This is a genomic window from Streptomyces sp. NPDC001604 (assembly GCF_042893475.1).
Taxonomy (GTDB): Bacteria; Actinomycetota; Actinomycetes; order Streptomycetales; family Streptomycetaceae; genus Streptomyces.
Map to the genome: position 1 here is coordinate 244,911 of NZ_JBIAUY010000010.1, position 26,445 is coordinate 271,355.

21 protein-coding genes are annotated in these 26,445 nt (G+C 71.0%); 8 read left to right on the forward strand and 13 right to left on the reverse strand.

Annotated features, from left to right (window positions below):
* The first annotated feature begins 42 nt into the window (after nt 1-42).
* Nucleotides 43-249, forward strand: coding sequence for a hypothetical protein (locus tag ACFY1E_RS27010; protein WP_389080113.1), 207 nt, complete (start codon nt 43-45; stop codon nt 247-249).
* Nucleotides 250-259: 10 nt separating this feature from the next.
* On the opposite strand, the gene ACFY1E_RS27015 is transcribed toward ACFY1E_RS27010, so the two are convergent.
* Nucleotides 260-1,390 carry a sulfite oxidase gene (locus ACFY1E_RS27015; RefSeq protein ID WP_389080114.1) on the reverse strand — a complete coding sequence of 377 codons (1,131 nt, stop codon included), beginning with the start codon at nt 1,388-1,390 and terminating at the stop codon, nt 260-262.
* A gap of 218 nt (nt 1,391-1,608) precedes the next feature.
* Between ACFY1E_RS27015 and sthA the strand changes: the two genes are divergently transcribed.
* The gene (gene sthA, locus ACFY1E_RS27020; RefSeq protein WP_389080116.1) at nt 1,609-3,012 is read left to right on the forward strand and encodes a Si-specific NAD(P)(+) transhydrogenase; all 1,404 of its coding nucleotides are present in this window, start codon (nt 1,609-1,611) and stop codon (nt 3,010-3,012) included.
* 10 nt (nt 3,013-3,022) lie between these two features.
* Here the strand turns inward: sthA and ACFY1E_RS27025 are convergent, their stop codons facing one another.
* Nucleotides 3,023-3,526: a DUF5709 domain-containing protein gene (locus ACFY1E_RS27025; RefSeq protein WP_389080117.1), complete on the reverse strand. Its 504-nt coding sequence runs from the start codon at nt 3,524-3,526 to the stop codon at nt 3,023-3,025.
* A 349-nt stretch (nt 3,527-3,875) separates the two neighbouring features.
* Between ACFY1E_RS27025 and ACFY1E_RS27030 the strand changes: the two genes are divergently transcribed.
* Both ACFY1E_RS27030 and ACFY1E_RS27035 read left to right on the forward strand, forming a co-directional pair.
* Nucleotides 3,876-5,348 (forward strand): APC family permease, encoded by a 1,473-nt coding sequence (locus tag ACFY1E_RS27030; RefSeq protein WP_389080119.1) that lies wholly within the window; start codon nt 3,876-3,878, stop codon nt 5,346-5,348.
* An 11-nt stretch (nt 5,349-5,359) separates the two neighbouring features.
* Nucleotides 5,360-6,319, forward strand: a complete 960-nt coding sequence (locus tag ACFY1E_RS27035) for a hypothetical protein (RefSeq protein ID WP_389080120.1) — start codon at nt 5,360-5,362, stop codon at nt 6,317-6,319.
* A 21-nt stretch (nt 6,320-6,340) separates the two neighbouring features.
* Here ACFY1E_RS27035 and ACFY1E_RS27040 read toward each other — a convergent pair whose 3' ends face one another.
* The 5 genes from ACFY1E_RS27040 to ACFY1E_RS27060 all read right to left on the reverse strand — a co-directional run bounded on the left by ACFY1E_RS27040 (nt 6,341) and on the right by ACFY1E_RS27060 (nt 12,340).
* Nucleotides 6,341-7,498: a HoxN/HupN/NixA family nickel/cobalt transporter gene (locus ACFY1E_RS27040; RefSeq protein ID WP_389080122.1), complete on the reverse strand. Its 1,158-nt coding sequence runs from the start codon at nt 7,496-7,498 to the stop codon at nt 6,341-6,343.
* Between the two features lie 87 nt (nt 7,499-7,585).
* A complete protein-coding gene (gene prcB, locus ACFY1E_RS27045) occupies nt 7,586-8,440 on the reverse strand; it encodes a proteasome subunit beta (RefSeq protein WP_389080123.1) in 855 nt (284 codons plus the stop codon).
* A 376-nt stretch (nt 8,441-8,816) separates the two neighbouring features.
* Entirely contained in the window at nt 8,817-11,153 is a 2,337-nt protein-coding gene (locus tag ACFY1E_RS27050) for a glycoside hydrolase family 65 protein (RefSeq protein WP_389080125.1), read from the reverse strand.
* Nucleotides 11,150-11,890 (reverse strand): HAD family hydrolase, encoded by a 741-nt coding sequence (locus tag ACFY1E_RS27055; protein WP_389080126.1) that lies wholly within the window; start codon nt 11,888-11,890, stop codon nt 11,150-11,152. Before ACFY1E_RS27055 ends, ACFY1E_RS27050 begins: the two co-directional genes overlap by 4 nt.
* 54 nt (nt 11,891-11,944) lie before the next feature.
* A complete protein-coding gene (locus ACFY1E_RS27060; RefSeq protein ID WP_389080128.1) occupies nt 11,945-12,340 on the reverse strand; it encodes a YybH family protein in 396 nt (131 codons plus the stop codon).
* A gap of 101 nt (nt 12,341-12,441) precedes the next feature.
* Between ACFY1E_RS27060 and ACFY1E_RS27065 the strand changes: the two genes are divergently transcribed.
* Complete coding sequence (locus ACFY1E_RS27065; RefSeq protein ID WP_389080129.1) at nt 12,442-13,095, forward strand: nucleoside/nucleotide kinase family protein; 654 nt, start codon at nt 12,442-12,444, stop codon at nt 13,093-13,095.
* Here ACFY1E_RS27065 and ACFY1E_RS27070 read toward each other — a convergent pair.
* The 6 genes from ACFY1E_RS27070 to ACFY1E_RS27095 all read right to left on the reverse strand — a co-directional run bounded on the left by ACFY1E_RS27070 (nt 13,085) and on the right by ACFY1E_RS27095 (nt 21,312).
* A complete protein-coding gene (locus tag ACFY1E_RS27070; protein WP_389080131.1) occupies nt 13,085-14,917 on the reverse strand; it encodes a hypothetical protein in 1,833 nt (610 codons plus the stop codon). The two genes, ACFY1E_RS27065 and ACFY1E_RS27070, sit on opposite strands and share 11 nt — an antisense overlap.
* A 13-nt stretch (nt 14,918-14,930) precedes the next feature.
* Nucleotides 14,931-16,637 carry a hypothetical protein gene (locus ACFY1E_RS27075; protein WP_389080132.1) on the reverse strand — a complete coding sequence of 569 codons (1,707 nt, stop codon included), beginning with the start codon at nt 16,635-16,637 and terminating at the stop codon, nt 14,931-14,933.
* A 2-nt stretch (nt 16,638-16,639) separates the two neighbouring features.
* Entirely contained in the window at nt 16,640-17,542 is a 903-nt protein-coding gene (locus tag ACFY1E_RS27080) for a carbohydrate ABC transporter permease (protein ID WP_030937935.1), read from the reverse strand.
* Nucleotides 17,539-18,450 (reverse strand): carbohydrate ABC transporter permease, encoded by a 912-nt coding sequence (locus ACFY1E_RS27085; protein WP_389080134.1) that lies wholly within the window; start codon nt 18,448-18,450, stop codon nt 17,539-17,541. Before ACFY1E_RS27085 ends, ACFY1E_RS27080 begins: the two co-directional genes overlap by 4 nt.
* A gap of 115 nt (nt 18,451-18,565) precedes the next feature.
* A complete protein-coding gene (locus ACFY1E_RS27090) occupies nt 18,566-19,897 on the reverse strand; it encodes an ABC transporter substrate-binding protein (protein ID WP_389080135.1) in 1,332 nt (443 codons plus the stop codon).
* A 281-nt stretch (nt 19,898-20,178) separates the two neighbouring features.
* Complete coding sequence (locus tag ACFY1E_RS27095) at nt 20,179-21,312, reverse strand: ROK family transcriptional regulator (RefSeq protein ID WP_389080136.1); 1,134 nt, start codon at nt 21,310-21,312, stop codon at nt 20,179-20,181.
* 328 nt (nt 21,313-21,640) lie between these two features.
* Here ACFY1E_RS27095 and ACFY1E_RS27100 point away from each other — a divergent pair, with 328 nt between their 5' ends.
* From ACFY1E_RS27100 to ACFY1E_RS27110, 3 genes are all read left to right on the forward strand, one after another.
* Nucleotides 21,641-22,540, forward strand: a complete 900-nt coding sequence (locus tag ACFY1E_RS27100) for an N-acetylglucosamine kinase (RefSeq protein WP_389080138.1) — start codon at nt 21,641-21,643, stop codon at nt 22,538-22,540.
* Nucleotides 22,541-22,740: 200 nt separating this feature from the next.
* Nucleotides 22,741-24,666 (forward strand): phosphatase PAP2 family protein, encoded by a 1,926-nt coding sequence (locus ACFY1E_RS27105; protein WP_389080139.1) that lies wholly within the window; start codon nt 22,741-22,743, stop codon nt 24,664-24,666.
* Between the two features lie 42 nt (nt 24,667-24,708).
* Complete coding sequence (locus ACFY1E_RS27110; protein ID WP_389080141.1) at nt 24,709-26,442, forward strand: ArnT family glycosyltransferase; 1,734 nt, start codon at nt 24,709-24,711, stop codon at nt 26,440-26,442.
* Nucleotides 26,443-26,445: the final 3 nt, after the last annotated feature.

Consider the following 26,445-nt stretch of genomic DNA (forward strand, 5'->3'; position numbering starts at 1 on the left):
TGGTGTTAGCAGTAGCGATCCTGACCCGAGGGAGCAGAGATCATGCCGACGTTGCAGCCCGACGCGTCCAGGCCGTCCGAGGACCGCGTCACCCCGGACGACCTGCTCCACACCCGTACCGGAACCGAGGTGTCCCCGGAGGACCTCGTCCTCGCAACGGGCAGGGACATCACCCCCCACAACCTCGAATGGGCCCGGCGCAAGCTGGAGACGGAAGGGTCCGCCGCCATGGAAAAGCTCCTGCCGTAACCGGCGCGGTTCAGTCCGCCTCGCCGGGCTCCAGGCACAGCACCGGCACCCGCTGCACGAGGTTGTTGGTGAAGCCGCCGCGGTTCCAGTGCTGCTCCAACGGCTGGGTATGTCCATCGGCGTCGGTGGCCCGCGCGCTCAGCACATGCTCGCCGGGGGTCGCCGTCCAGTCGAGGTGCCAGCGGCGCCACGCCCACCGGCGGCCGCCGTCGGGTTCCAGTTCGGCCTCGTGCCAGGTGCGCCCGTCGTCGGTGCTCACCTCGGCCCGTACGAGCGGTGCCCGCCCCGACCAGGCGCGGCCCTCCAGGGTCACCGGCCCGGGCCGCACCACGCGGGAGCGGGACATGAAGTCCGGGAAGCCGGGCGGGATCAGCAGGGCGCGCGGCTCGATGCGGGTGACCGGCCGGCCCTCGTCGGTGGGGTCCTGCCGGAGCCGGTAGGCCACGGCCTGCTGGAAACCGGTGAACGGGGCGTCGGTGACGGTGATCTCGCGCAGCCACTTCACCTGGGCCATGCCGTACCAGCCGGGCACGATCAGGCGCAGCGGGCGGCCGTGCTGGGGCAGCAGCGGGGCGCCGTTCATCGCGTACGCCACAAGTACCTCGGGCTCGGTTCCCGTGGCCACGTCCACCGGCAGGGAGCGCTGGTAGTCCTGTTCGACGCCGCGTTCCACGCCGTGGTCGGCGCCGGTGAAGACCACGTCGACGGCGTCCGGTGCCAGGCCGGCCTCGGCGAGCAGCAGCCGCAGCGGTACGCCCGTCCACTCGGCGGTGCCGACCGCCTCGACGAGCCAGGGCTGGCTGACCGGACGGGGCGTCAGCAGGGCCCGGCCGTTGCCCGCGCACTCCATGGTCACGCGCGTGGTGACCTGAGGGAGGGCGCGCAGTTCGGCCAGGTCCAGCTGCAGCGGACGGCGGACCCGGCCTCCGACGTTCAACGGCCAGGGCGTGTCGTCGGGGACGTAGGGGATGTCGTAGTGCGTGAGCAGGTAGTGCAGGCCCGGCGGGGTGACGTCGTAGCGCAGTGCCTCGAGCGGGAGGCCGTGGTTGCGGGTGGCGAGCGCCAGTTCGTCCCGGCCGATGCCCTCGTCGGGGGCGGCCAGCCGGGCGGGGGTGCTCGCGTCGGCGAGTCGGTGGCCCATGCCTCGCATTATCGCTCCGCCGGGTCGGGCCGCGACGGGGGTGCTGCGACATGCCGTCGGCCGGCTGCGGCTTCATCGTGGCGGGCGCGCCCACGCGGCGGAGCCGCATATCGATGCAGCCCCGTGCCGCGTGCGGGGCTTGCGCCCCGTCATTTCCTGGGCGGTTGTTGTCCGTTCAGTCTTTCGAAGCGGGGCCCGGGGCTGACAGACTCCGGAAGGTGCCCGACTTCGACATGCTTGTCATCGGATCCGGTCCGGGTGGCCAGAAGGCCGCCATCGCCGCGGCCAAGCTCGGCCGCCGGGTCGCCGTCGTCGACCGCCCCGACATGGTCGGCGGGGTCTCCATCCATACCGGCACCATCCCCTCCAAGACCCTGCGCGAGGCGGTGCTGTATCTGACCGGTCTCACCCAGCGGGATCTGTACGGGCAGAGCTACCGGCTGAAGGAGGACATCACCGTCTCCGACCTGACCTCGCGCACCCAGCACGTGGTCGGCCGGGAGGTCGACGTCATCCGCAGTCAGCTCTCCCGCAACCACGTCTCCCTCTTCGCCGGCACCGGCAGTTTCGTCGACCCGCACACCATCGCGCTGCGCGAGGTGACCGGTCATGAACGGCTGCTCAGCGCGGAGCACATCGTCATCGCCACCGGTACCCGGCCGGCCCGGCCGGACAGTGTCGAGTTCGACGGCCGTACGATCATGGACTCCGACAACGTGCTGGCGCTGGAACGTGTGCCGCGCTCCATGGTCATCGTCGGCGCGGGGGTCATCGGCATGGAGTACGCCTCCATGTTCGCCGCGCTCGGCAGCAAGGTGACGGTCGTCGAGAAGCGTGCCGGGATGCTCGACATGTGCGACGTCGAGGTCATCGAGTCGCTCAAGTACCACCTGCGGGACCTCGCCGTGACGTTCCGCTTCGGCGAGACCGTCGCCGCCGTGGAGCGGCATCCGCGGGGCACGCTGACCATTCTGGAGAGCGGCAAGAAGATACCGGCCGACGCCGTGATGTACTCGGCGGGCCGGCAGGGCCTGACCGACGAACTCGCCCTGGACAAGGCCGGACTGTCCGCGGACAAGCGCGGGCGGATCACCGTCGACGAGCACTACCGCACCGAGGTGCCGCACATCTACGCCGTCGGCGACGTCATCGGCTTCCCCGCGCTGGCCGCGACGTCGATGGAGCAGGGGCGGGCGGCCGCCTACCACGCCTGCGGCGAGCCGGTCGGCCAGATGCACAACCTGCAGCCCATCGGCATCTACACCATCCCGGAGATCAGCTTCGTCGGCCGGACCGAGGACCAGCTCACCGAGGACTGCGTGCCGTTCGAGGTCGGCATCTCCCGCTACCGTGAACTGGCCCGCGGCCAGATCATCGGCGACTCGCACGGCATGCTGAAGCTGCTGGTCTCGCCCGAGGACCGCACGCTGCTCGGGGTGCACTGCTTCGGCACCGGTGCCACCGAGCTCATCCACATCGGCCAGTCGGTGATGGGCTGCGGTGGCACCGTCGACTATCTGGTCGACGCCGTCTTCAACTACCCGACGCTGGCGGAGTCCTACAAGGTCGCCGCCCTCGACGCCACCAACAAGCTGCGGCAGATCGACCGGATCGGCGGCTGAGGGGCCGGCGTCAGCGGCCCTGCTCGGCGTCGGGAAGCTGCGTCTCGTCCTCGACGACGTGGACGGCGGCCTCCTCGGCGCCGGCGGCTCCGCCGTCGATGCCCACGTCGTCGGCGATCGTCTCCTTGGTCGTGTCGGGGTGGGCGCCCTCGTCCGGAGCGACCAGGCGGCCCGCACGCACCGTGCCGGCCTCGGGGTCGACGGGTTCGCCCTCGCCCCCGGGGAGGTCGCCGACCTCGTCACCGGCGGGCACGGCCGCGTCGGGGACCTCCTCGGCGAGCCGTTCGTCGAGGCTCTCGCCGCTGTGCTGCTCGGCGGCCGTCGTGCCGTGTTTGGTGACGCCGAGCGGCTTCTCCGGTGGCGAGTAGCCCTCGTCGAGGGTGTCGTCGTAGGTGCGTTCGTCGACGGCGTCCTGCAGATCGAGCGGCGCCGCGTCCTCCTGCTCCTCGTTCGTCCCGGTGGGCTGGTAGGCGTCGTCGGCCATCGGTTCGGGGCTCGTGCGTTCGCTGCCCATGAGTGCCTCCCTCGCGCGCTGCGGCGGGTCGTTCTCTGTACGGTGTCCCGATCCGCGTTTCCCGTTGTGCGCCGTCCAACCACGGCAGTCCCCGGCGGCGCAGGAGGTTACTTCTTGGTCAATCTTGAAAGGTCAAGGAGTAGGGCTATCATCACTCGCACACACGGTGTGACCGAACGACAACGCAGGCAGCCGTGCGCTCTCCACCACCCCTTTGTCCATTCGCTGCCCTTGATCTGCTCCGAGGCCAACCCTCGGGGATCCGGGGCGGGTTCACCACCCCCCACCTCCCCCTACGCCGTCGGGGCGGGTCGCCCTCGCGTCGTGCAAGACGGAAAGCAGCGCAACCATGAGCAACAGCAGGGGCAGAGGGCTGCAGGCCAACGCCCTCGGTACGTTCGACACCGTGGTGATGGCCGTCGCGGGCAGCGCCCCGGCGTACTCGATCGCCGCGACCACCGCAGTCCTCGTCGGCGCGGTGGGCCTGGCCAGCCCGGCCGCGCTGCTGTACTGCGCGATACCCATGCTGGGCATCGCGCTGGCGTTCAGCTATCTCGGCCGTATCGACGTGAACGCGGGCGCCAGCTACTCCTGGGTGGGGCGCACCCTGCATCCCTTTCTCGGGTTCATCAGCGGCTGGGCGCTGGTCATCTCGGCGACCATCTTCATGGTGGCCGGCTCGCTGCCCGCAGGTTCGATGACGCTGGCCCTGTTCGACGAGGGCCTCGCCGACAACACCGCGCTGTCGACGGTGGTCGGCGCGGCCTGGTTCATCATCATGCTGCTCGTGGTGCTCGGCGGCGCCCGGCTCACGGTCCGGGCCCAGCTCGTCATGTCCGGCGTCGAGCTGGCGATACTGGCCCTGTTCGCGGTGCTCGCCCTCTTCCACACCGGCAACGCCCGCGCCTTCGACTGGTCCTGGCTCGGCTTCTCCCACTTCGACGGGGTGTCGGGCTTCGCCTCGGGCGCACTCGTCGCCGCCTTCTACTACTGGGGCTGGGACGTCACCAGCAACCTGAGTGAGGAGACCCGCAACAGCCGCCGTACGACGGGACTCGCCGGGCTGATCGGGGTGGGCATCGTCTTCCTGCTCTTCGAGGTGTTCACCATCGCGGTGAACGTCATCCTGACCTCGAAGCAGATCGAGGCGAACGACGCGAACGTGCTGGGGGCGCTCGGTGCGGAGATCTGGCCGGGCTGGGGCGGCAAGCTGCTGATCGTGGCGGTGATGCTGTCCACCATCGCCACTCTGGAGACCACCCTCATCCAGGTCACGCGCTCGCTGTTCGCGATGGGCCGTGACCGTACGATGCCCTCCGCGCTCGGCCGGGTGCACCGCACCTGGAACACCCCGTGGGTGGCGATCACGGTGGTCGGCGCGGTGGCGCTGGCGATGTTCATCGCCTCCAACGCGCTCGGCTCGGTGGGCGAGATCCTCTCCGACGCGATCTCGGCGATCGGGCTGCAGATCGCCGTGTACTACGGCCTCGCGGGCCTCGCGGTGGTCGTGGCGTACCGCAGGATGCTGCTGAAGTCGCCCGCCAACTTCCTGCTCGGCGGGCTGTGGCCGCTGTTCGGCGCCCTGTTCATGTTCTGGATCTTCGCCGAGTCGCTGAGCTCGCTCGACACCGCGGCGATCGCGATCGGCATCGGCGGGCTCGCCGTCGGGCTGGTGCCCATGTTCTGGTACTGGCGGCAGGGCAGCGACTACTACCGGCCCGCCCGCCTGGACGCCAGCCGCACCGTCGAGGCGGAGTACGTCCCCGACGAACTGTCCACCACAAACTCCCGTGTCCACGAAGGTCTCTCCACCGACTTCTGAGGCAGACCCCGATGGCGAGAGACCGATTCACTCCCGACTACGACCCCGACTGCGGGGACGCACCCCTGACCAACGCACGCCACGACATCGTCATCGGCCGCTGGCAGGGCCTCAGGGACCTGCTGCGGGACACCGGCCCGGACTGGCTCGCGCGCGGTCACCGCGTCCGGATGCTCGCGCAGGCCTGCGCGGGCAGTTCGACCGTGGAGTCGTGGCTGGCGGCCGAGCCCCACAGCGGTGACGCGCTGGTGCTGCGGGCGGCGACGGAGACGGCCCGTGCGTTCAACCTGGCGATCGCGGCGGGCCGGGGCGTGCCGATCGACCATCAGCGCATCGACACCGCGGTGACGGCGTGTCTGCAGGCTGCGGAGGCGTACCTGGACGATCCGACCCCGTGGATCTCCCTGATCTCGGTGGCCCGGTTGTACTCCTCGGGGGTGCGCCGGCAGGAACTGTCGCGCTGGTGGGACGAGTTGCACCAGCGCGACCCGTACAGCGTGGAGGGCCACCTGCAGGTCCTGCACTACTACTCGGCACGCTGGCACGGCAGCCACGGCCTCATGTACGACTTCGCCCGTGACGCGGCCGGAGTGGCACCCACGGGCTGCGCACTGCCGGTTCTGGTGCAGTACGCGCGTGTGGAGGAGTACCGCTATGCCCTGGACGCGGCGCAGGGCAGCCAGTCCGCGGTGGGACTCGGGCAGCACTGGAACCACGACGGCGCGGTCAGCGACGTACGCCGCACCTGGCAGCGCTGGATCATGGACCGCACGGACAACGGCATCGCCCCCGGTGAACTGCGCGACCTCAACTACCTGGCACACGCCGCCTGCAACGCACGCGTCCCGGACGTCGCCGCCACCCTGATGCGGATGCTGGGCCGCCGGGCCACACGAACCCCCTGGTCCTACACGGGAGATCCGGACCAGCAGTTCGTGAGGTGGCGCAAGGAGCTGAAACTGCGGGGCTGAGGGTCTGACGGGACGGTGGGTCTAGTCGGCGGGCTGCTTTGCGGGCCGGGACAGGCCCGCCGTCCACTTCTCCTCGATGCGGCCCAGCTTCCACACCAGCAGCGCCACGATCCAGGTGGCGAGGAACAGGCCGACGATGGCGAAGCCCACGGTGTTGAGGTCGAGGCCGGCGATCCAGTCCCAGAACGCGCCGTGCAGATGGAGCTTCTCGGCGAGCAGGCCGAGGAGTTCGACCGTGCCGATGAGCAGGGCGACGGCGACCGAGAGGCCGGTGATGGTGAGGTTGTAGTAGACCTTGCGGACCGGTTTGGAGAACGCCCAGTCGTAGGCGAAGTTCATGAACGAGCCGTCGATGGTGTCCAGGAGCGACATGCCCGCGGCGAACAGCACGGGCAGGCACAGGATCGCGTACCAGGGAAGTCCCGAGGCGGCGCCGGAGCCGGCCAGCACGAGCAGGGCGATCTCGGTGGCGGTGTCGAAGCCGAGGCCGAAGAGCAGGCCGAGCGGGTACATGTGCCAGGGCTTGGTGACCGACTTCATCACGCGGCCCAGCAGGCGGTTCATGAAGCCGCGGTTGTCCAGCTGCTCCTCCAGGGCCGCCTCGTCGAAGTCGCCGGAGCGCATCCGGCGGAACACCTTCCAGATCCCCGCCATGATCACCAGGTTGATGATCGCGATGAGGTAGAGGAAGGTCCCGGAGACGGTCGTGCCGATGAGGCCGGTGATGTCGTGGAGCCGGGAGTCGTCGTCGCGGACCGGTCCGGCCACGGCCTTGACGCCGAAGGAGAGCAGCAGCGCCAGGCCGAAGACGACGCTGGAGTGCCCGAGCGAGAACCAGAAGCCGACCGACAGGGGCCGCTGCCCCTCGCCCATCAGCTTCCGGGTGGTGTTGTCGATCGCGGCGATGTGGTCCGCGTCGAAGGCGTGCCGCATGCCGAGCGTGTAGGCGGTGACGCCGATGCCGACACCGAAGGACTGCTTGCCGACGCTGTAGTGCTCGGGTGCGACGATCCCGACGAGCGTGAACCAGCCGATGAGGTGCAGGGCGAGGACGAAGGCGGCCATCCCGCCGATCCTGGTCCACTCCTCCCGTGTCATCGAGGTACGGACACGGTGCCGGGCGGAGGCCTTGGCGGCGTCCGGGGCGAGAGGTGGTGCGGTGTCTGGAGCGGCGGTCACATGCGCCATCATCACGTACTTGCAACTCATGTGCAGTAAAGGGCGGGGCAGCTCTTCGCCATGGAGGAGAAAAGGCGGGACCGCCGCTCAGGGAGTGGCAGTCGGCCCGTCCGGCCGGCTGCGGCGCTGCTCGACCATCTCTCGGCTCAACGCCTCCGTCTCGGGCTCCGACAGCCGCTCGAAGCCCTCCTCGGTGATCACCGAAACGATGGGGAAGATACGGCGGTTGATGTCCGGGCCGCCGGTCGCGGAGTCGTCGTCGGCCGCGTCGTAGAGCGCCTGCAGGGCGGCCAGGGCCGCCTCCCGCCGGTCCATGCCCTTGCGGAACAGCTTCTTGAGCGCGCCCCGGGCGTACGGCGATCCGGAGCCCTCGGCGTGGAAGTCCGTCTTCTCGTACAGGCCGCCGGCGACGTCGAAGCTGAAGATGCGGCCCTTCTCGCCGTCCGGGGCCGCCTCGTCGTAGCCGGTCAGGAGCGGTACGACGGCGAGGCCCTGCATGGCCTGGCCGAGGTTCTGCCGGATCATGCCGGCCAGGCGCCTCGCCTTGGCGTTGAGGGTCATCGGGATGCCCTCGATCTTCTCGAAGTGCGTCAGCTCGACCTGGTACAGCTTCACCATGTCCAGGGCGAGTCCGACGGAGCCGGCGAAGGCCACGGCCGTGTAGTCGTCCGCGGGGTGCACCTTCTCCAGGTCGCGCTGTGCGATGAGGTTGCCCATCGTGGCGCGGCGGTCGCCGGCGATCAGCACACCGTCGCGGTAGGCGAGGGCCAGCACGGTGGTGCCGTGCGGGAACCGGCCGGGCTCGGCGCGGACGCCGTCGGGGAAGGGCGGCCGGGTGGGCAGCAGTTCGGGGCGGTGGGCGGCCAGGAACTCGGTGAAGGACGCGCTTCCCGGAGTGAAGAACTCCTCCCCCAACTGGCCGCCGGTGTCGCTCGCTGTCATGCCACTCCCCCTTCTCGTCGGCCGGACATCGGACTCCTACCTGAACCGGAGGCCCGGGAAACGCCCGTCCCGGTTCCGCGGAGACCGCCGGGGCCACGGGCACGTGCATCGTGCCTGGCGTACGCGGGCGGGGGCGCCGCCCGTTTCTGCGAAGGCGGCGACGCGGACGCGCCGGCGGTCCGCCGGCCGGCCTCCGCCGTGGAGTTGGCGTCGTTGCCGCCGGTGTCGGTCGGTGGCGGTCCAGGCGCGACGGGTGGCGGCGGCCCTGTCGACGGGGTGCCAGGAGCGCGTACCGGACGACGGCGTGTCCGGCCGGTCCGAGCGCCATCGCCGCGGCGACCACCTGCCGCCCGGCGTGCGGCCGGACGCCGACGTCCTAGCGCGGGCTGCGGTGCGGTGGCTGTTGCGGGGCCGGGCGGGACGGGAGTTGGGGGGTTGCTCGGACGACGGGGCCGTCGTCGTGCAGGGCCACGGGGGTTTCGTGGTGGCGGATGGTCAGGGGCGGCCCGGACAGCAGGGTGTACGTGGCCTTGTCGGGGCCGACCTCCACGCGCAGGCGGCGGCCGAGGAGCTGGAGGGAGAAGGCCAGGCGGCTGAACCTCTCGGGCAGCCGCGGGGCGAAGCGCAGCGTGTCGCCGTCGCGGCGCAGTCCCCCGAAACCGGCCACCAGGGCCGTCCAGGTGCCGGCGAGGGACGCGATGTGCAACCCGTCGCGCGTGTTGTGCTGCAGGTCCGCCAGATCCATCAGCGCCGACTCGGCCGTATAGGCGTAGGCGAGGTCCAGATGGCCGGCCTGGGCGGCGATCACGGCCTGGACGCTCGCCGACAGCGAGGAGTCCCGGACGGTGAGGGGCTCGTAGTAGGCGAAGTTGCGGGCTATGTGCTCGTCGTCGAAGTGGCTGCCGCAGGTGTACATCGCGAGCACCAGGTCGGCCTGTTTGACGACCTGTTTGCGGTAGAGGTCGAAATAGGGGAAGTGCAGCATCAGCGGGTACTGGTCCGGCCGGGTGCGGTCGAAGTCCCAGCGCTGGTAGCGGGTGAAGCCGGCGTGCTGCTCGTGCACGCCGAGTTCGTGGTTGTACGGGATGTGCATGGCCTCGGCGGCGTCCCGCCAGGCCGCGCTCTCCTCGTCGTCGACACCCAGCCGCGCGGCCCGCTCCGGGTACCGCTTGCAGGCGTCCGCGGCCGCCAGCAGGTTCGCGCGCGCCATGAGGTTGGTGTACGTGTTGTCGTCGGCGACCGCGCTGTACTCGTCGGGGCCGGTGACGCCGTCGATGTGGAAGGCGCCCTCGTGGTCGTGATGCCCCAGCGAGCGCCACAGCCTGGCCGTCTCCACCAGCAGCTCGATCCCGGCGTCCCGCTCGAACTGCTCGTCCCCGCTCGCCGCCGTGTACCGCACGACGGCGTCGGCGACGGCGGCGTTCACGTGGAAGGCGGCGGTTCCCGCCGGCCAGTACGCCGAGCCTTCCGAGCCCTCGATGGTGCGCCAGGGGAACGCGGCGCCGTTCAGGCCGAGCTGGGCCGCGCGTTCCCGGGCGGCGGGCAGGGTGCTGTACCGCCAGCGCAGCGCCTCCGCCACGGCCTCGGGCGCGGTGTAGGTGAGCAGGGGCAGCACGAAGGCCTCGGTGTCCCAGAAGGCGTGGCCGTCGTAGCCGGAGCCGGTCAGGCCCTTGGCGGGGATCGCGCGCTGTTCGGCGCGGGCGCCGGCCTGGAGGACATGGAAGAGGGCGAAGCGGACGGCCTGCTGGATCTCCTCGTCGCCGTCGACCTCGACGTCGGCGCGCGCCCAGAAGTCGTCGAGATACGCGCGCTGTTCCTCCACGAGGCCCGCCCAGCCGCCGACCGCGGCGGCCGCGAGGGCAGCATCGACCTGGTCGCTCATCGCCGGTTTGGAGCGGGTGGCGGACCAGCCGTGGGCGACGAGCTTCTCCACGCGCAGCCGCTCGCGCGGTTCGAGGACGGAGGTGACGGTGAGGCGGGCGACGTCCTCGTTGCTCTCGCTGCCGGTGGTGGTCGCGTCCGGGCCGGTCACGACGTGGTCGGCCCCCACGGCGACGCGCTGGCCGGTGCGCCGGGTGCGGTGCACGAGACGCAGCCGGGATCCCTCGGCGAAGGCCTCCTCCGCCTCCAGGGGCGACTGCAGGGCCATGGCCGCCCGCGGGTCGCCCTTGCGCTCGGGCAGTTGCTCGTTGGCGACGAGTTCCGACTGGACGACCACACGCGTGCGCGAGCCGACGGCCTCCACCTCGTAGGCCACGGCGGCGATCGCCCGCTGGGAGAGCGAGACGAGCCGGGTCGAGCGCACGCGGATCGTCGTACCGGCCGGCGAGACCCACTCGCAGACCCGCTCCAGCACTCCCCTGCGCAGGTCGAGGGTGCGCTCGTGGGAGACGACGCGGCCGTAGCGCAGGTCGAAGGGCTCGTCGTCGACCAGCAGGCGCAGGATCTTGCCGTTGGTGACGTTGATGACGGTCTGGCCGGACTCCGGGTAGCCGTAGCCGGCCTCCGCGTAGGGCAGCGGGTGCAGTTCGTGGACGCCTCCGAGGTAGGAGCCGGGCAGGCCGTGCGGTTCACCCTCGTCGAGGTTGCCGCGCCAGCCGACGTGACCGTTGGACAGCGCGAAGACCGACTCGCTCTGCGCCAGGACGTCGAGGCCCAGCTCCGTCTCGCGCACGGCCCAGGGTTCGACGGTGTACGACCGGTGGGTGATCACGCCCGGCCTCCCAGCTCGGCGAGGTCCTTCACGACCACGTCCGCGCCGTGTGCGTACAACGCGTCGGTCTGTCCCACGCGGTCGACGCCGACGACGTATCCGAAGTGGCCGGACCTGCCGGCGTCCATGCCGGCGAGGGCGTCCTCGAAGACGGCCGCTCGCGACGGCTCGATCCCGAGGTCCCGGGCGGCCTCGAGGAAGGTGTCGGGGTGCGGCTTGCCGGGCAGTTTGCGCTCGGCCGCCACGACACCGTCGATGCGGACCTCGAAGAGGTCCTCGGCGTGGATCGAGCGCAGCACGTCACGGGTGTTGGCACTGGAGGAGACGATCGCGGTGCGCAGACCCTGGGCTCGTACGGCCTCGATGTAGCGCAGGGTGCCCTCGTAGGCCTCGACGCCCTGGGTGCGGATCCGCTCCAGGAGCAGGACGTTCTTGCGGTTGCCGAGCCCGTGGACGGTCGCCTTGTCGGGCGGGTCGTCGGGGGATCCCTCGGGCAGTTCGATGCCCCGGGAGGCGAGGAAGGTGCGCACGCCGTCGGCGCGGGGGCGCCCGTCGACGTACTCGTCGTAGTCGGTCGTGGCGTCGAAGGGCCGGAACTGCCCTCCGTCCCGCGCGCGCAGGAACGCGTCGAAGGTCTCCTTCCAGGCGGCGGCGTGCACGACGGCCGTCCGGGTCACGACCCCGTCGAGGTCGAAGAGGCAGGCCTGGATGTCTTCGGGGAGACCGAGCTGCGTCATACGGGTCCGGTTCCCCGTTGGGGGACATCCAGCTTGTGGCGCACGCCACACCCGTCAGTCGTACGGGAACGAGTGGTGCTCGTGTGCCACCAGCCAGCGGCCGCCCTCCTTGCGCAGGCCGAGCGTCAACCGCAGCCGGAGGGTGGGGCGTTCGGCCAGCTCCTCGGGTGTGCCGCAGCGCAGCAGCGCGTGCGCGTAGGCGACGCCGGTGCCAGCCGTTACGTCCAGGGACTCGATGTCGAAGCAGGCGCCCTGCGCCTGCCACTCGAAGAACGGCGGCCAGGTCGCGCGGTAGGCGGCGAGGCCGTGCAGGCCCTCGTGCGGCGGCGGGACGTCGTACATCACGATGTCCTCGGTGTGGTCCGCGAGGACGCCGTCGAGGTCGCCCCGGTGAACGGCCTCGGCCCACTTCGTGATCAGTGCGCGGATCTGCGCCTCGTCGTCGGGCACGGCACGCTCCCTTCCCGTACGGGCCTGTGTCGGCCTGTGGGGATACGACTCCCCGTCCGGCCGGAAATCATCGCCACCGGCCGGGTGACACACTCTGCTGTGTGCCGCTGACTTTCGACGACCTCCTCACCCGTGCCCGAACCCTCGTCCGCCCCGGGCGGCGTGCGCTCCTGGGCATCACCGGCAGCCCCGGCGCGGGCAAGACGACGCTCGCCGAGAACCTCGTACGGGAGCTGAACGGCACCGGGGAGCCCTGGGTCTCCCACGTCCCCATGGACGGTTTCCACCTCGCCGACGTCGAGCTGGAACGGCTGGGCCGCCGGGACCGCAAGGGAGCACCCGACACCTTCGACGCGGCCGGGTACGCGGCACTGCTGGGGCGCCTGCGCGAGAGCGACGAGGCCGACGTGGTGTACGCGCCCGGCTTCGAGCGGGTGCTGGAGCAGCCCATCGCGGGCGCCGTCGCCGTGCCGTCCACGGCCCGGCTGGTGGTGACCGAGGGCAACTACCTGCTGCTGGAGACGGGGGCCTGGCCGCGCGTGCGCAGCCGGCTCGACGAGGTGTGGTTCTGCGAACTGGACGAGGAAGAGCGGCTCCGCAGGCTGATCGCCCGGCACGAGGAGTTCGGCAAGAGGCACGAGGAAGCGGTGAAGTGGGTGCTGCGCAGCGACCAGCGCAATGCGGAGCTGGTCGCCGCGACCCGCGACCGGGCGGACCTGGTGGTGCCGGTGGGTGAACTCGCCCTCAAGAGCTGACCGCGCTCAGCGTCAGCTGCGGCTCCCCCCGTTCGTCGTCGGCGCCGATGACCGCGGTGAAGGCGGACGTCCCGATGTGCAGCCCGTCCCCGTCCCGCTCGACGGACACCGTGAGCGGAGCCGCGGATCCGTACCGTACGGCGAACACATGCAGGTCGTCCGGTGCGTCCGGGACCGGGCCCGCCTCCAGGGCGGTGGAGCTCACCAGGTGGCGCCAGCCGTCGTCGGGGTTGCCGTAGCCGCGCGGGTCGGCGGCGAGCGCGAACGCCGCCTGTTCCTGGGTGAGTTCCGCGCGGGCGTCGAAGTGCTCCGCGCCCTGCGCCTCTGGATGGGTCAGACGGAGCGTGCCCGCCGACGCCACCGCACCCTCGGCCGTGCGGCGCACCCGGTCGCCGTCGTCGGCCGCGTAGGGCAGGCCCGCGAGCAGATACGGCTTTCCGGGCAGGCGTTCCACGGCGACCATGGTCCACAGGCTCGTGCCGTCGGTGACGTACAGGGACCGCACGTGCCGCAGGACGTGGTCGCGGCCGACCACCGGCTTGGTGACCAGCTTCGCCGCCAGACCGCCGGTGCGCACGTCCCTGACCCGGACCTCGCCCATGGGACGGCAGAAGACGAATCCGTCCAGCACCGGGCCGAAGCCGTGCTGGCGGTTCACGGCCGCCGGCAGGTAGTAGGTGCCGCCCGCCTCGACGACCGACGGGGTCATACGGTCGTCGAAGGCCACCGAGACGGTGCCCGCCCGCAGTTGGTGGCGTACGGGCTCGGTCGAGGGCGTGCGGTGCCAGCGGGTGGGGTCCTGGATCTGCCAGACGAGCATCCAGGCGAAGTGCCCGTCGACGCCGCCGTCGGGCCCCGCCGCGTGCCGCGCCCAGCGGGTGTCGCCCCGGTAGCGGCCCAGGTCGGAACCGATACGGCGGCCGAAGTAGCGCAGGCCCAGGACCGATTCGAATGCGGAGTGCTGCTCGCTGTAGCGGGGGCCGCCGCTGTCGAAGCCGCCGTTCGTCAGCCGGGCGTCGATGTAGCGGGCGAGCGCGTCGCCGTCCTCCGCGAACATCTCCTCCCCGCTGACACGATGGGCCTGGGCGAGGAAGGACAGGGAGATCGGGCCGTAGTTGTTGTCGTACGCCCCGCCGTGCTCCGGCGGCAGCAGCGCGCCGCGGTCCGCCACCCGGTGGGTGCGGATCTTCTCGACGTACAGCTCGAGCGCACGGGAGCGGACCGACTGCCCGTCCTCCGGGGGCAGATGGCGGGCGAGCATCAGGCCGCCGACGACACAGCCGATCGCCTGGTTGCCGGCCTCCTGCGGGTTGAAGAACGTCGCCTCGGTGAGCCAGCGCCAGTATCCGCGGGCCAGGTCGAGGAGTTCGGCGCGCTGCGCGTCCTCGACCAGACCGTCCGCGGCGTCCAGCAGGTTGACCGTCTGGAGCAGCGCCCACACCGTGCTCGGCCAGTCGCCGATGGGGTGGGCGCCCGCCGCGAGGGTGTACCGGGCGTACGGCAGGCCGGAGTTGCGCACCGTCAGGTTCGGGTAGCCGGGGTTGTCGTCGGTGTACACCCGCTCGCGCAGGTGGAAGGCGAGGCTGCGGCGGACCGCCTCGGGCAGCCGGTCGTCCTTGGTGCGCTGCCAGGCGAAGGCGAGCAGGGAGGTGATGCCGAGGGAGGTGTCGCCGATGTCGTCGACGCAGTCGGGGTGTTCGAGGTTGCCCTCGGGGGTGAGGCGCGCGAGGGCCTGCTCGGTGACGTCGGCGAGGACGGCGTCGTATGCCTCCGGGGTGTCCGGCAGGTCGTGCAGCGGCCCGAGCTGGCGTGGGAGGTGCAAGGAGATCAGCCCTTCATGCCTGAGATGTGGCGCGCAGAGTGAGGGTCAGTGTCTGCGGCCCGTGTCCGCCGAGGTAGACGCGGTTCCCGGTCGTCGCGTCGGTGCCGCCGACCACGGTGTAGTCCTGCCCCGGGTCGTAGCGCAGTACGTCGCTCCGGTCCGGTCCGGCGAGCGGTTCGCCCGTCTCGACGGCAGCCTCGACCCGGATCTCGTCGTCGCCGACCCGGTACGTCATCGGCCCGGTCGTCAGGCACCAGCGTCCGTCGCCGAGCGGTACGGCGCCCAGCGGCTCGCCGCCCGGCCGGAAGGTCAGTTCGAGCGCCCAGGGCACCGATGGGCCGCTGATGTCGATACGCAGGTCGGCCCCGTCGTCCCGCAGGTCGACCTCGACGCGGGTCGTGTGGGAGACCTCGTCCTGAGGGCGGTCGGGGAAGGCCATCGCCGCGGAGAAGCGGCCCTCGTCCACGAGACGGTAGGCGCCGTCGTCGCGCCTGTGCTCCTTCGGGAGCGGCTGGTAGTAGGCGGTGGTGAGGGTCTGGGTGAGCCGGTACCGGTTGTCGGCGAGCTGTTCCATGTCGGCGGCGCGGAACGGGCCCAGGTCGAAGAACGCCCGCGAGAGGCGGACCGCGTCGAGGACGGCGGCACCGGCGAACAGGCGCAGGAAGGTGGGGTTGCAGGCGAGGCCCGAGCGGATGCGCCGGTGTTCGGGCACGTCGGAGCCGCCGTACACCGCGGTGTGTGCGGTGGCCGAGACGTGGGCGGCGAGGCGTGCGGTGGGGAGGTACCGGTCGCGCGGGAGCTTCTCCGCGTCCGGGGCCGGCAGGGCGCGGCACAGATCCGGAGTGAGCAGGGTCTGGGCGAGCAGGTCGGGGTCGTTGATGCCGTCGGCGGCCGCCAGGCGGGCCGCGCGCGCGAAGTCGCCCCGACCGGTGCGGATCGCGAGCAGCCGGTAGTGCGGCAGGTAGGGCCACAGCGCGAACGATTGCTTCTGGTCCTGGCGGCGCGAGTGGACGGTCTCCACCGTGCCGTCCGGCCTGATCAGGTCCAGGGTCGCGGTGAGGTTGCGTTCGACGGCGTCCAGCAGGTCGCTGCGCCCGAGCACCTCGGCCAGCAACAGCAGCGACGGGTTGGTGACGATGGACGCGTAGACGGCGCTGCGTTCCGAGTACAGGCCGTCCGCGTCGATGTCGACGCCCTCGGCGAGCCACTCCTCGACACGGGCGAGCAGCCGGTCGTCCGGGAACGACCGGTGCAGCCGGGCCAGCGCCGCGGACAGCTCCCAGCGGTGGTTCGGGGTGTGCACCCCGCCGGTCAGGAGAGGGCCGGTGGCGGCGCCGGCGATCTCGGCGAGCGCCGCCGTGACCTCGGCCAGTTCCGGCCCCGCGCCCGCGGCGAGGACGTGCGCGTCGCACACGTCGTTGACGGTGAACGCGGAGTCCGGCGGCGACTGCACGTTGTCGCCGCCCGCGAAGAGGCCGGAGGCCGTCTGCAGGGACCGCAGGGCACGGAGGTGGGTCAGCGCGGCGGCAACGGCCCGCTCGCTGCCGTGCAGGGCCGACTCCGGCGAGCGGTACGCCGCGACCAGGGTCTTCACCCGCCGGGCCAGGGCGCGGTGCGGCCCGATGAATTCCGCGGACGGGTCGGCCTCCAGCAGGGCGGCCGACCCGTCCGCGGCGAGCGCCACCGCGCGGACGAACTCGTGGTCGAGCGGGCTGGGCAAGGTCAGTCCTTCAGTCCGGCGTTGATGTCGGCGCCCATGACGTAGCGCTGGAAGACCAGGAAGATCACGATCAGCGGGATCATGGAGATGACCGACGCACCGAGCAGGACCGACCAGTTGATGTTCTGCGCGCCGACGATGCTCTGGATGCCGATCTGCACGGTGAACTTGTTGGGGTCGTTGAGCATCAGCAGCGGCCAGATGTAGTCGTTCCACCGCCACTGGAAGGACAGGATGGCGAGCGTCAGCATGATGGGCCGGGAGAGCGGCACCATGATCCGCAGGAAGATGGACAGTTCGCGGGCGCCGTCGATGCGCGCGGCTTCCACGAGTTCGTCGGGGACCGTCAGGAAGAACTGGCGGAACATGAAGCAGCCGGTCGCGGTGAGCACGGCCGGGAAGATGATGCCGGCGAACGAGTTGTAGAGGCCGAGGTTGCGGACCACCAGGAACTCCGGCGCCAGCATGACCTCGCCCGGCAGCATCGTGGTGGCCAGGATGCAGAGGAAGAACGCCTTCAGCCATCGGTTGTCGTACTTGGCCAGCGCGTACCCGGTGCAGCAGCTCACTCCCACCGTGAGGATCGTCGTGATCACACACACGATGGTCGTGTTGATGAAGAACTGGGAGAAGTTGGCACTGCGCCACGCCGTCAGGTAGCCCGACAGGGTGGGGTGGTGCGGTACCAGCGTCAGCGGATAGGAGAACAGGTCGCTGGCCGGCTTGAGGGAGCTGAGGATGAACCACAGCACCGGCAGCCCGTAGAGGCACGCGAGGATCCACAGCAGGGTCGTCGCGGACACCGCCTGCCGGATCCCACCGCTCGCCGCGCCGCGGGTCCGCTTCTTGGAAACAGTCCGTCCGGGACCGGCGTCGACCTTGCGAGGCATGTCTGTGGTTGTCATCGGTTCTCCACCCGCCGGTTGACGATCAGCTGGATGATCGCGACGGCCATCAGGATGAGCATGAGCACGAATGACGCGGCGCTCGCGTAGCCGATCTGGCCCCGTTGGAAGCCGGTCTGGTAGATGTACTGGACGAGCAGGTTGTTCGACGTTCCGGGTCCGCCGTTGTTGAGGGCGACGAACACCGGGTATTCCTTCATCGCGTTGATCGTGTTGAGCAGGATGACGATGAACGAGGTGGGCGCGATGCTCGGCAGCGTGATGCTGAAGAACTGGCGCCATGGTCCGGCGCCGTCCAGCGAGGCCGCCTCGTAGTACGACACCGGTACGTTCTTGATCGCCGCGATGAACAGCAGCATCGTGAAACCCGTCCACATCCAGGACGCCGCCATCACCACCACCAGCAGCGACAGGTCCGCGTCCGACTGCCACGGAACGGCACTTCCGCCGAGCTTCTCGATGACGTAGTTGACCAGGCCGAAGTTCTCACCGAACAGCCACCGCCACAGGACACCCACGACGATCGGCGACAGCAGCCACGGGATGAAGAAGATGACGCGCGCGACCGACGCACCCTTGGCGTGCTTGTTCACCACCAGGTTGGCGGCGAGCAGTGAGAGCGCGAAGTTCAGCGGCACGAAGAGCACGGTGTACAGGAGCGTCCGGGTCAGCGCGTCGTAGAACGTGGAGTCCCCGAACAGGTTGTGGTAGTTGTCCAGTCCGATGAACTGGAACGCCCCCACACCGGTGTAGTTCGTGAAGGAGTAGACGAGCCCGATCACCGCGGGCCAGACGAAGAACAGCGAGAAGAGCACGACGTTGGCCGCGATGAGCACGAGCGGCGCAAGGGTGTACTTGCTGCGTCTCCTGGGCGGGCTCGCGGACACGTCCGACGCGCGTTTTGTCATCTTCCTGACTCCGTGCTGGTGGAATGGGTTGCGGTGGGTTCACGCCGTGAGCCCGGCATCGTGTGGGCGTTCAGGGCCGGGGCGGCGTCTGCGACACCGTCCCCGGCCCTGTGGACTACGATCCGCCGCCGACCTGCTGGTTGTAGCCGGCCACGATGTTCTCCAGGGCCTTGTCGGACGACTGCTGGCCGTTGACCGCCTTGCCGAGCTCCGTCTTGGTCGGGTCGGTGGTGATGCTCTTGCCCTTCAGAGCCCATTCCGTCTGCGCGCCGTTGAAGTAGCCGGAGATCGGGGCGTAGAGCGGGATCTCCTCGTTGTACAGCTTGAACGCCGCCTGCGCCGCGTCGGACTTGAAGGGGTAGTTCGGGGTCAGACCGCTCTCGACCGGGAGGAACCCGGAGCTCTCGACCAGTTCGGTGTACTGCTTGGGGTCGTACACCCACGTCATGAACTTCTTCGCGGCGGTGGCCGCGGCGCCGTTGTTGTTGAAGCCCACCATCAGGCCGCCGGCGTTGACGTCGCTGGCCTGCACGGGCTCGGCGGGGGTCGGGACGCTCGCCCAGTCGAACTTCTTGATGCTGTCCGAGAAGGCGGCGACCTGCCACACGCCGGACCAGTAGGCGACCACCTCACCGCTCTGGAACATTGCGGACGGGTCGGCGCCGCTGGTCCACACCGACTTCGGCATGGTCTTGTCGTCGTTCCATCCGACGAAGGTCTTCACGGCCTTCTTGGTCGCGGCGTCCACCGAGAACTTGCCGGAGGAGTCGGCGTGGACGTACTTCCCGCCCATCTCATAGACCATGGCGCGCAGTCGCGAGGGCGACTGGTCGAAGGCCAGGGAGTACTTGGCGCCGGTCTTCTCCCGGACCTTGTTCGCCGCCGCGATGAAGTCGGTCCAGGTCCAGGTCTTCGAGGGCGAGGTCGGGAAGGAGACGCCGGCCTTCTTGAACAGCGTCTTGTTGATGAACAGGCCGGACGCGGTGACGTCCGAGGGGATGGCCAGCACCTTGCCGGACGAGTCCTTCGCCAGGTAGTTGGCGTTGATGTTGTAGCTCTTGTTGCCGGCGATGGAGCTCAGGTCGATCAGCTTGTTCGACCAGATCGGGTCCAGCGCCGGCACGGCCGCCACGTCGGGCAGGGCATTCGCCTGCGCCGAGTTGTGCAGCTTCGTCGTGTAGCCGTCGTAGGGGATGTTGACGAGCTTGACGTCGACGCCGGCTTCCTTCTTGTACTGCGCCACCAGCTTCTTCCAGCCCGCGTCCTGCCCCGGAACCGTGGAGATCCAGAACGTCAGGGACTTGGAGTTCCCGCCGGAACCGGACCCCGACCCGCCGCAGGCGGTGAGCAGAAGGGCACCTGCCGTGGCCACGGCAGCGAGGGGAACCACACGGCGTATGCCGCCGCGGCCGAGTCGGCGGGAGCGCCGCACACCCACACTGGTCATTTTCATCCCTTTTCGTCGTACTGGACGGAGCACGGCGCCAGCCGAGGCGGCACGGGTGCATTTTGCAGGAAATTTCGAATTTCGCTTTCCGGGGCACGGCCTCGCCCGGCCGCGTCGCCTGGAGCGGGTGGCGTCCCCGGCCGTGAGGGCCGTCGTCGCACAAGCACGCCCTCGTGCGACTGCCGTACTTCGCGTACGGGCGGGAGGCTCACCCGGAGTCGGCGTTCCCGGCCGACTTAGAAAGCGCTTGTCCGGACATTGGCAGATCGAGTCGGAGGCCGTCAATCCTTAGCCCCCGCGGCCTCGGTCACGGTTTGGACTCCTCGCGAAACCGCGAGCCGGGCGGCGCCCACGACCGTGCCGAGATCGCCGACCGTGCTGCTGACCACTTCGGTGGGCCAGCTCAGCCGGGCCAGCTCGGCCCGCACACCGGGCAGTACCTGCGGGTCCGCGCCGGTGCTGCCGCCCAGGACGATCAGCCCCGGGTCCAGTACGGCGGTCACGGCGGCGGCGAGACGGCCGACGTCGGTGGCATGGCGGGCGATCACGGCGCGGGCCGCAGCCCTGCCCTCCCCGGCCAGCGCGAAGAGCTGCTCGGCGGTGCGCGGGCAGGGCCCGTCGTCGTCCCGCCAGGCCTCGGCCGCCCGCCGCAGCAGCGAGCGGGCGCCGATGTACTCCTCCAGGGCCTCGTGGCGCGGCTCGCGGCCGTCGTCCCAGGGGTAGGGCAGCCGGGCCAGCTCACCGGCGGCGCCGTTGGCCCCGCGCAGCACCTGACCGCCGACCACGATGCCGAGGCCGATACCGACACCGATCCGCAGATAGCCGAAGGTGTGCCGGCCGCGCGCGGCGCCCTCGTGCAGTTCGGCGAGCGCGGCGCAGTTGACGTTGTTCTCCAGGTGGACGGGAACGCCCGGCGGCAGGGCGACGGCCATGGCGTCGAAGACGGGGCCCGCCTTGGCCGTTGCGGGGCGCATGCGGACGCCCTCCTTCTCACGTGCGGTGACGTCGCCGACGGCGACGACGACGGTGCGCAGCGGGGCGCCGACCGGCAGCGCGACGAGTGCCTCGCGCACCACGTCGGCGGCCTCCTCCCGGGTGCCGGTGGCCTGGGCGAGAAGGGTGCCGTCCAGGGCGCAGCCGCGCACCCGGGTCAGGGCCGGACCGAGGTCGACGGCGAGTACGGCCCCGGCGGCGGGTCCGAGGCCGTAGACGGCGGCGGAACGGCCCGTGCCGCCGGAGGCGGTCCCGGAGTGGGCGGCGAGCCGCGCGCTCTCCAGCTCCGCGACGGCGGAGGACACGGTGGGTTTGGACAGGCCCGCAAGGCTGGCAAGCTGCGGCCGGGTCGCGCTGCCCGCCTCGGCGAGCACGGCGAATACGGCGCTTGCGCTCTCGGTCAGACGGGGGGCTTCCGCCACGTCGTGTATCACAGTTCTCCCACGGGTCACGGGCCGCTCAGTGGTCGAGTGCGCGATGCCTCTTGACGCACTGTACTTCGTTAGTTAACTTCCTAACGAACTTCACGGTACTCGCCTGCCGTGTCCGCCAGAAGCCCGTCCCGGGGCTTCCCTAGTTCACCAACTCCCGTAATCTCAGGCACGGTTCGCCCACCGAGCGCTCCGCTGGGTGTGTCGCAGAAGACCGGTCGGTCCTCTGCGGCACCGTCGTGGCTGGTCGCGCAGTCCCCCGCGCCCCTTCAGGGCGCTCCCGGACCGCGTGGGCCGGCGCAATGACGAAAGAGGTTCCGTGCAGGACTCCACGCCCCTCGTGGTCGGCATCGACGTGGGCGGCACCAAGACACAGCTGCGTGCCTACGCCGGTACAGAGCTCGTCGCCGACCATGTCCGGACGAGCAGCGGCTGGCGGCCGCACGACCCCGTGGCCGCCGCCGGCTGGCTGGCCGCGCTGGCCGCCGAGGCGCTGCCGACGGGCGCACGCCCGGCGGCCGTCGCCGTGGGCGGCCACGCCTGTGAGACCCCGCGCCAGTGCGCCGGGATACGCACCGCCCTGCAACCGCACTTCGACGCGCCCGCGCTGGTCGTGGGCGACGCCGAGCTGCTCGTGCCCGCCGCGGGACTGGCCAAGGGGGTCGGCCTGGTCGCCGGCACCGGTTCCGTCGCGGTGGGCCGGCTCGCCGACGGGACCTGCGTCCAGGTCGGCGGCTGGGGTGCGGTGCTCGGCGACGAGGGCGGCGCGGCCGGTATCGTCCGCGAGGCCGCACGGGCCGCATGGGCGGCCCACGACCGCGGGGAGGAACCCGACGAACTCGCCCGGGGCCTGCTCGCATCCTTCGATGTCTCCGAAGTGCCGGCGCTCGGCGCCGCGCTGGAGGGCGCGACGGACGTCTCCGCCGAGTGGGGCCGGCACGCACCGGTCGTGTTCGCGGCCGCCCAGGCGGGCTCGCCGATCGCACGCGCGGTGATCACCGAGGCCGGCCGTTCGCTGGCCGCGCTCGTGGGACGGCTCACCGCACGCGGGGTCGTGGTGGACGACGTGGTGGTCGCGGGCAGCACCGTCCTCGCCCAGGCCTCCCTCTACGGCGCGTTCGCGACAGCGCTCGCGAGGTCCGTGCCGGGAGCACGCCCGCAGCCGCTGCGGGCACCGCCGGTGGAGGGTGCGGTGGCACTGGCCCGTTCGATCCTGTGAACCGGTCGGCCCGCGTTCACGCACACGACACGTCACGGCCGCCGGGCCCTCGCCGACGGGACAGGACCCGGCCGTAGATCTTCGCTCAAAGCTTCACGGGACGCACCGGATTCGCACATCTCTTGCGTCCCGTGGGACATCTCTGATCGCACGATCTCCTCCCCGGCCGCAGGGCCGCAGAACTGAAAAGAGGCACACGCATGCCGTCACCCGCCGGGCACCGCTCCTCGAACGCCGGTCGACCCACCGTCAACAGGCGAGGGTTCCTCAAGACCTCCCTGGGCGCCTCGGCCGGTGTGCTGGCCGCGCCCACCTTCGTGACCTGGCTCGGCGCCGCCGACGCCAAGGCCGCCACGGCGCCCGCGGCGTTCGTCGACGACTACAGGACCAACCTCCCGACGAACCTCACGCCCGAGACCAACGCGGTCGTCCGCGTGCTCGGCGGGTTCGCGCAGATATGGAAGACCGGCGGCGCCTGGAACACCGGCACTCCCCTGCGCCCCGAGATCCTGCGCGCCAACATGAGCTACTGCGCCCGCATCACCGCTGCGCGCACCGACGCGCAGGCGAAGGAGGCGTTCCTCTACGACCGCCAGCACCAGAGCTACGCGATGATCGCGGGCCTGGGGCCGCTGGCCGACCTGTACAAGGCGGGCGCCAAGGCCGTCACGTCGATCACCAGCGCCCCCGACGGCACACCGCCCACCAAGATCGACGACGCGGTGCCCGCGGACGCCCCGGCCGGCTCCGCGCTCGGCGCCGGCTCGCACGACTCCGCGCTCGGCAGGGTCGCCGAGCTGGTCGACACGCTGCGGGGGAACTGGGCCTCGGGCAACCCGTCCAAGTACGCCTACCAGTACCCGCGGCCGTGGCGCATGAACGAGGACAGCGAGGTCGTCGACACCGGCGCGAAGGACGCACTGGGCTACCCCGTGTACGACTCGAAGGTGGTCGTCGCGCCCCAGCTGCTGCGTCAGCGCAACATGTCCCCGACGGACGACGGCGGCTTCCCCAGCGGCCACACCAACGCCTTCCATCTGGCGGGCCTGGCCTACGCGTACGCCGTACCGGAGCGCTTCCAGGAGCTGGTTACCCGGGCCCTCGAGCTCGGCCACACCCGGATCATGGCGGGCATGCACTCGCCGGTCGACGTCATGGGCGGCCGCATCATGGCCACCGCCCTGGCGGCCGCCACCCTGGCCGACCCGGCGAACGCCGCCCTCAAGGCCGCGGCCCGCGCCCAGGCCCTCGCCTACTTCGAGGCGCAGACCGGGACCACGGCCGACACCCTGTACGCCTACGCGCACTCGGACGCAACCGACCCGTACGCGGACCGGGACGCCAACGCCCGTGCGGTCAGGCGCCGGCTGACGTACGTACTGACCCGGCACGGCCGCAGTGAGCCGCTGACCGTGCCGAAGGGCGCGGAGGTGCTGCTGGAGACGCGGCTGCCGTACCTGGACGCCGACCAGCGGCGGGAGGTGCTGCGCACGACGGCGCTGCCCTCCGGGTATGTGCTGCTGGACGGATTCGAGCAGTGGGGACGGCTCAACCTGTTCGCCGCGGCGGACGGTTACGGCGCCTTCGACTCCGACGTGACCGTCACCCTGGATGCGGCGGCGGGCGGCTTCGGCGCGGCCGACAGCTGGCGCAACGACATCTGCGGCGACGGCGGCCTGACCAAGCAGGGCAGCGGCACGCTCACCTTGACCGGCCACAACAAGTACAGGGGCGGCACCGCCGTGAGGGACGGTGTACTGGTCGCCGCCTCGTCCCACGCGCTGGGCCACGGCGAGGTCCGGGTCTCGGGCGGCACGCTGCGGCTGCAGCGGCCCGTGCAGGTGCACGGCGTCTATGCGCAGGAGTCGGGTGCGCTGGAGCTGGCGCTGCGCTCGGGCCACGAGCCCGCCCTCGAGATCACGCGCCGGGCGGTACTGGGCACGGGGAGCGTGCTGACGCTGCACCTCGACGCCGACAAGCCGCCCGTTGCGGGCAGCAAGGTGCGCGTCCTGTCCGCGGCGGGGCTGCGCGGCCAGTTCGACCGCATCGAGCTGAACTCCGACCGGCTGCGGGCCGTACCCGTCTACACGACGGAAGGTCTGTCGGTACGACTCCTGAAGCGGTAACGCCCGGGAGGCGGGAGCTGATGCGACAGTAGGGGCCATGGGATGGGCCCGGATCGCTCCCGCCCCCTCGCGGTCCGTATCACCGCGGGGCGGATGATGGCACACGAACAGCACTCGGTCCTCGAGCCGGGCACACACGACGACGAGGCACACCCGCCGCCCGCGACGGCCCCCGAGCGGTCGCCCCGCCCGCGCAGGCGGTGGCTGCTGCCGCTCCTGGTCGTCGTGCTGCTGGCCCAGATGGCCGCGGCGATGGTGACCACCGCCGTGCAGCAGACGCCGACGATCGACGAGCCCGTCTACGTCGCCACGGCCGCCGACTATCTGCACGAGCACCGGGTGCGTCTCAACCCCGAGCATCCGCCGCTCGGCAAGCTGGTCATCGCGGTCGGGGTGGCGATCGCCGGTCCGCACGTCGACACCTCGTACAAAGGTGATCAGGGGCAGTTCGGGCGGCATCTGCTGTACGAGTCCGGCAACGATCCGTGGCGGTTGATGTTCTGGGCGCGCCTCCCGGTGATCGTGCTGACGCTGCTGTTCGGGCTGGTCGTGTTCACCTTCGCCCGTGAACTCGCGGGCGCCGCCGCCGGGTTGGCGGCCCTCGCTCTGTACGCGTTCTCCCCCGATGTGATCGCACACGGCTCGCTGGCCACGCTCGACGTCCCCGCGGCCGGGTTCGTGCTGACCTCGGCCTGGCTGCTGTGGCGGGCGCGCCGGCGGCCCCGGCTGTATGTGCCGTCGGCCGGAGTGGCGCTCGGGGCGGGACTGGCGACCAAGATGAGCGTGCTCCCGGCGGTTCCGGTGCTGCTGGCGCTCGCCGCCTGGTCGGTGTGGCGGGCGGGGGCCGAGAACCGCCGCAGGAGGGCGGCTCTCGGTGCCGGCGTGGCGGCGGTGGCCGCGGTCGCCGTCGTATGGGCGTCGTATCTGGTGGTCGACCCGAGGCTGCGGTGGACGCCGGAGCAGCCCGTGCCCGCGGTGCACGGGGTGAAGGGGCTGCTCGTGCGGCTGCTGCCGTTGCCGGCGTCCTACCGGGACGGGATGCGCATCCAGTTCGGTCTGGAGAACTACCCGTGGCAGGGCTTCCTGTTCGGGCATCTGTACACCGGCTCCCGCTGGTACTACCTGCCGGCCGCGCTGCTGGTGAAGACGCCGCTCGGCATGCTCGCCCTGTGGGTGGCCGGGGCCGTGGTGCTGGTGGCGGTGCGGCGGCTGCGGCCCGCGGCGCCGTACGTGCTGGTGCCCGCCGGTGTGCTGCTGGCCGCGGCCATGACCGGGTCGCGGGACTTCGGGACGCGGTACGCGATTTTCGTGCCGATGTTCCTGGCGGTGGCCGCGGGCTGTGTGCTCGCCGTGCGGTGGCGGTGGGCGCCCCTCGTGACGGGAGCGCTGGTGCTGTTCGTCGCGGTCAGCTCGCTGCTGACGTATCCGTACTATCTGCCGTACTCCAACGAGGCGTTCGGCGGTCCCGCCGAGACCCGTCTGCGGCTGCACGACTCGAACGTGGACTGGGGCCAGGACCTGGGCAGGCTCGCCGACCGGCTGCGCCAGCGGTACCGCGGCGAGCGGATCTGGCTGGTGTACAAGGGCAGCGGAGTGCCGTCGTACTACGGCATCGACGCGTCCGATCCGCGCCGGGTGCCCCCGCGTCAGGTGCACGGGCTGCTGGTCGTGTCGGACTCGGCGGTCGCCAAGGCGCGCGGCCGGCTGGCCGCGTTGATCCGCAGCAGTCGTCCGGTCGACGACGTCGGGCATTCGATCACGATCTACCGCCGGTGACGT

Excerpts from the sequence above, each read along its gene's own strand:
- ACFY1E_RS27110 (WP_389080141.1), top strand. The coding sequence starts at position 24,709 with ATGGGCCCGGATCGCTCCCGCCCCCTCGCGGTCCGTATCACCGCGGGG.
- ACFY1E_RS27015 (WP_389080114.1), bottom strand. The coding sequence starts at position 1,390 with ATGGGCCACCGACTCGCCGACGCGAGCACCCCCGCCCGGCTGGCCGCC.
- prcB (WP_389080123.1), bottom strand. The coding sequence starts at position 8,440 with ATGACAGCGAGCGACACCGGCGGCCAGTTGGGGGAGGAGTTCTTCACT.
- ACFY1E_RS27080 (WP_030937935.1), bottom strand. The coding sequence starts at position 17,542 with ATGACAACCACAGACATGCCTCGCAAGGTCGACGCCGGTCCCGGACGG.
- ACFY1E_RS27085 (WP_389080134.1), bottom strand. The coding sequence starts at position 18,450 with ATGACAAAACGCGCGTCGGACGTGTCCGCGAGCCCGCCCAGGAGACGC.
- ACFY1E_RS27025 (WP_389080117.1), bottom strand. The coding sequence starts at position 3,526 with ATGGGCAGCGAACGCACGAGCCCCGAACCGATGGCCGACGACGCCTAC.
- ACFY1E_RS27035 (WP_389080120.1), top strand. The coding sequence starts at position 5,360 with ATGGCGAGAGACCGATTCACTCCCGACTACGACCCCGACTGCGGGGAC.
- ACFY1E_RS27055 (WP_389080126.1), bottom strand. The coding sequence starts at position 11,890 with ATGACGCAGCTCGGTCTCCCCGAAGACATCCAGGCCTGCCTCTTCGAC.
- ACFY1E_RS27105 (WP_389080139.1), top strand. The coding sequence starts at position 22,741 with ATGCCGTCACCCGCCGGGCACCGCTCCTCGAACGCCGGTCGACCCACC.
- ACFY1E_RS27090 (WP_389080135.1), bottom strand. The coding sequence starts at position 19,897 with ATGACCAGTGTGGGTGTGCGGCGCTCCCGCCGACTCGGCCGCGGCGGC.
- ACFY1E_RS27010 (WP_389080113.1), top strand. The coding sequence starts at position 43 with ATGCCGACGTTGCAGCCCGACGCGTCCAGGCCGTCCGAGGACCGCGTC.
- ACFY1E_RS27030 (WP_389080119.1), top strand. The coding sequence starts at position 3,876 with ATGAGCAACAGCAGGGGCAGAGGGCTGCAGGCCAACGCCCTCGGTACG.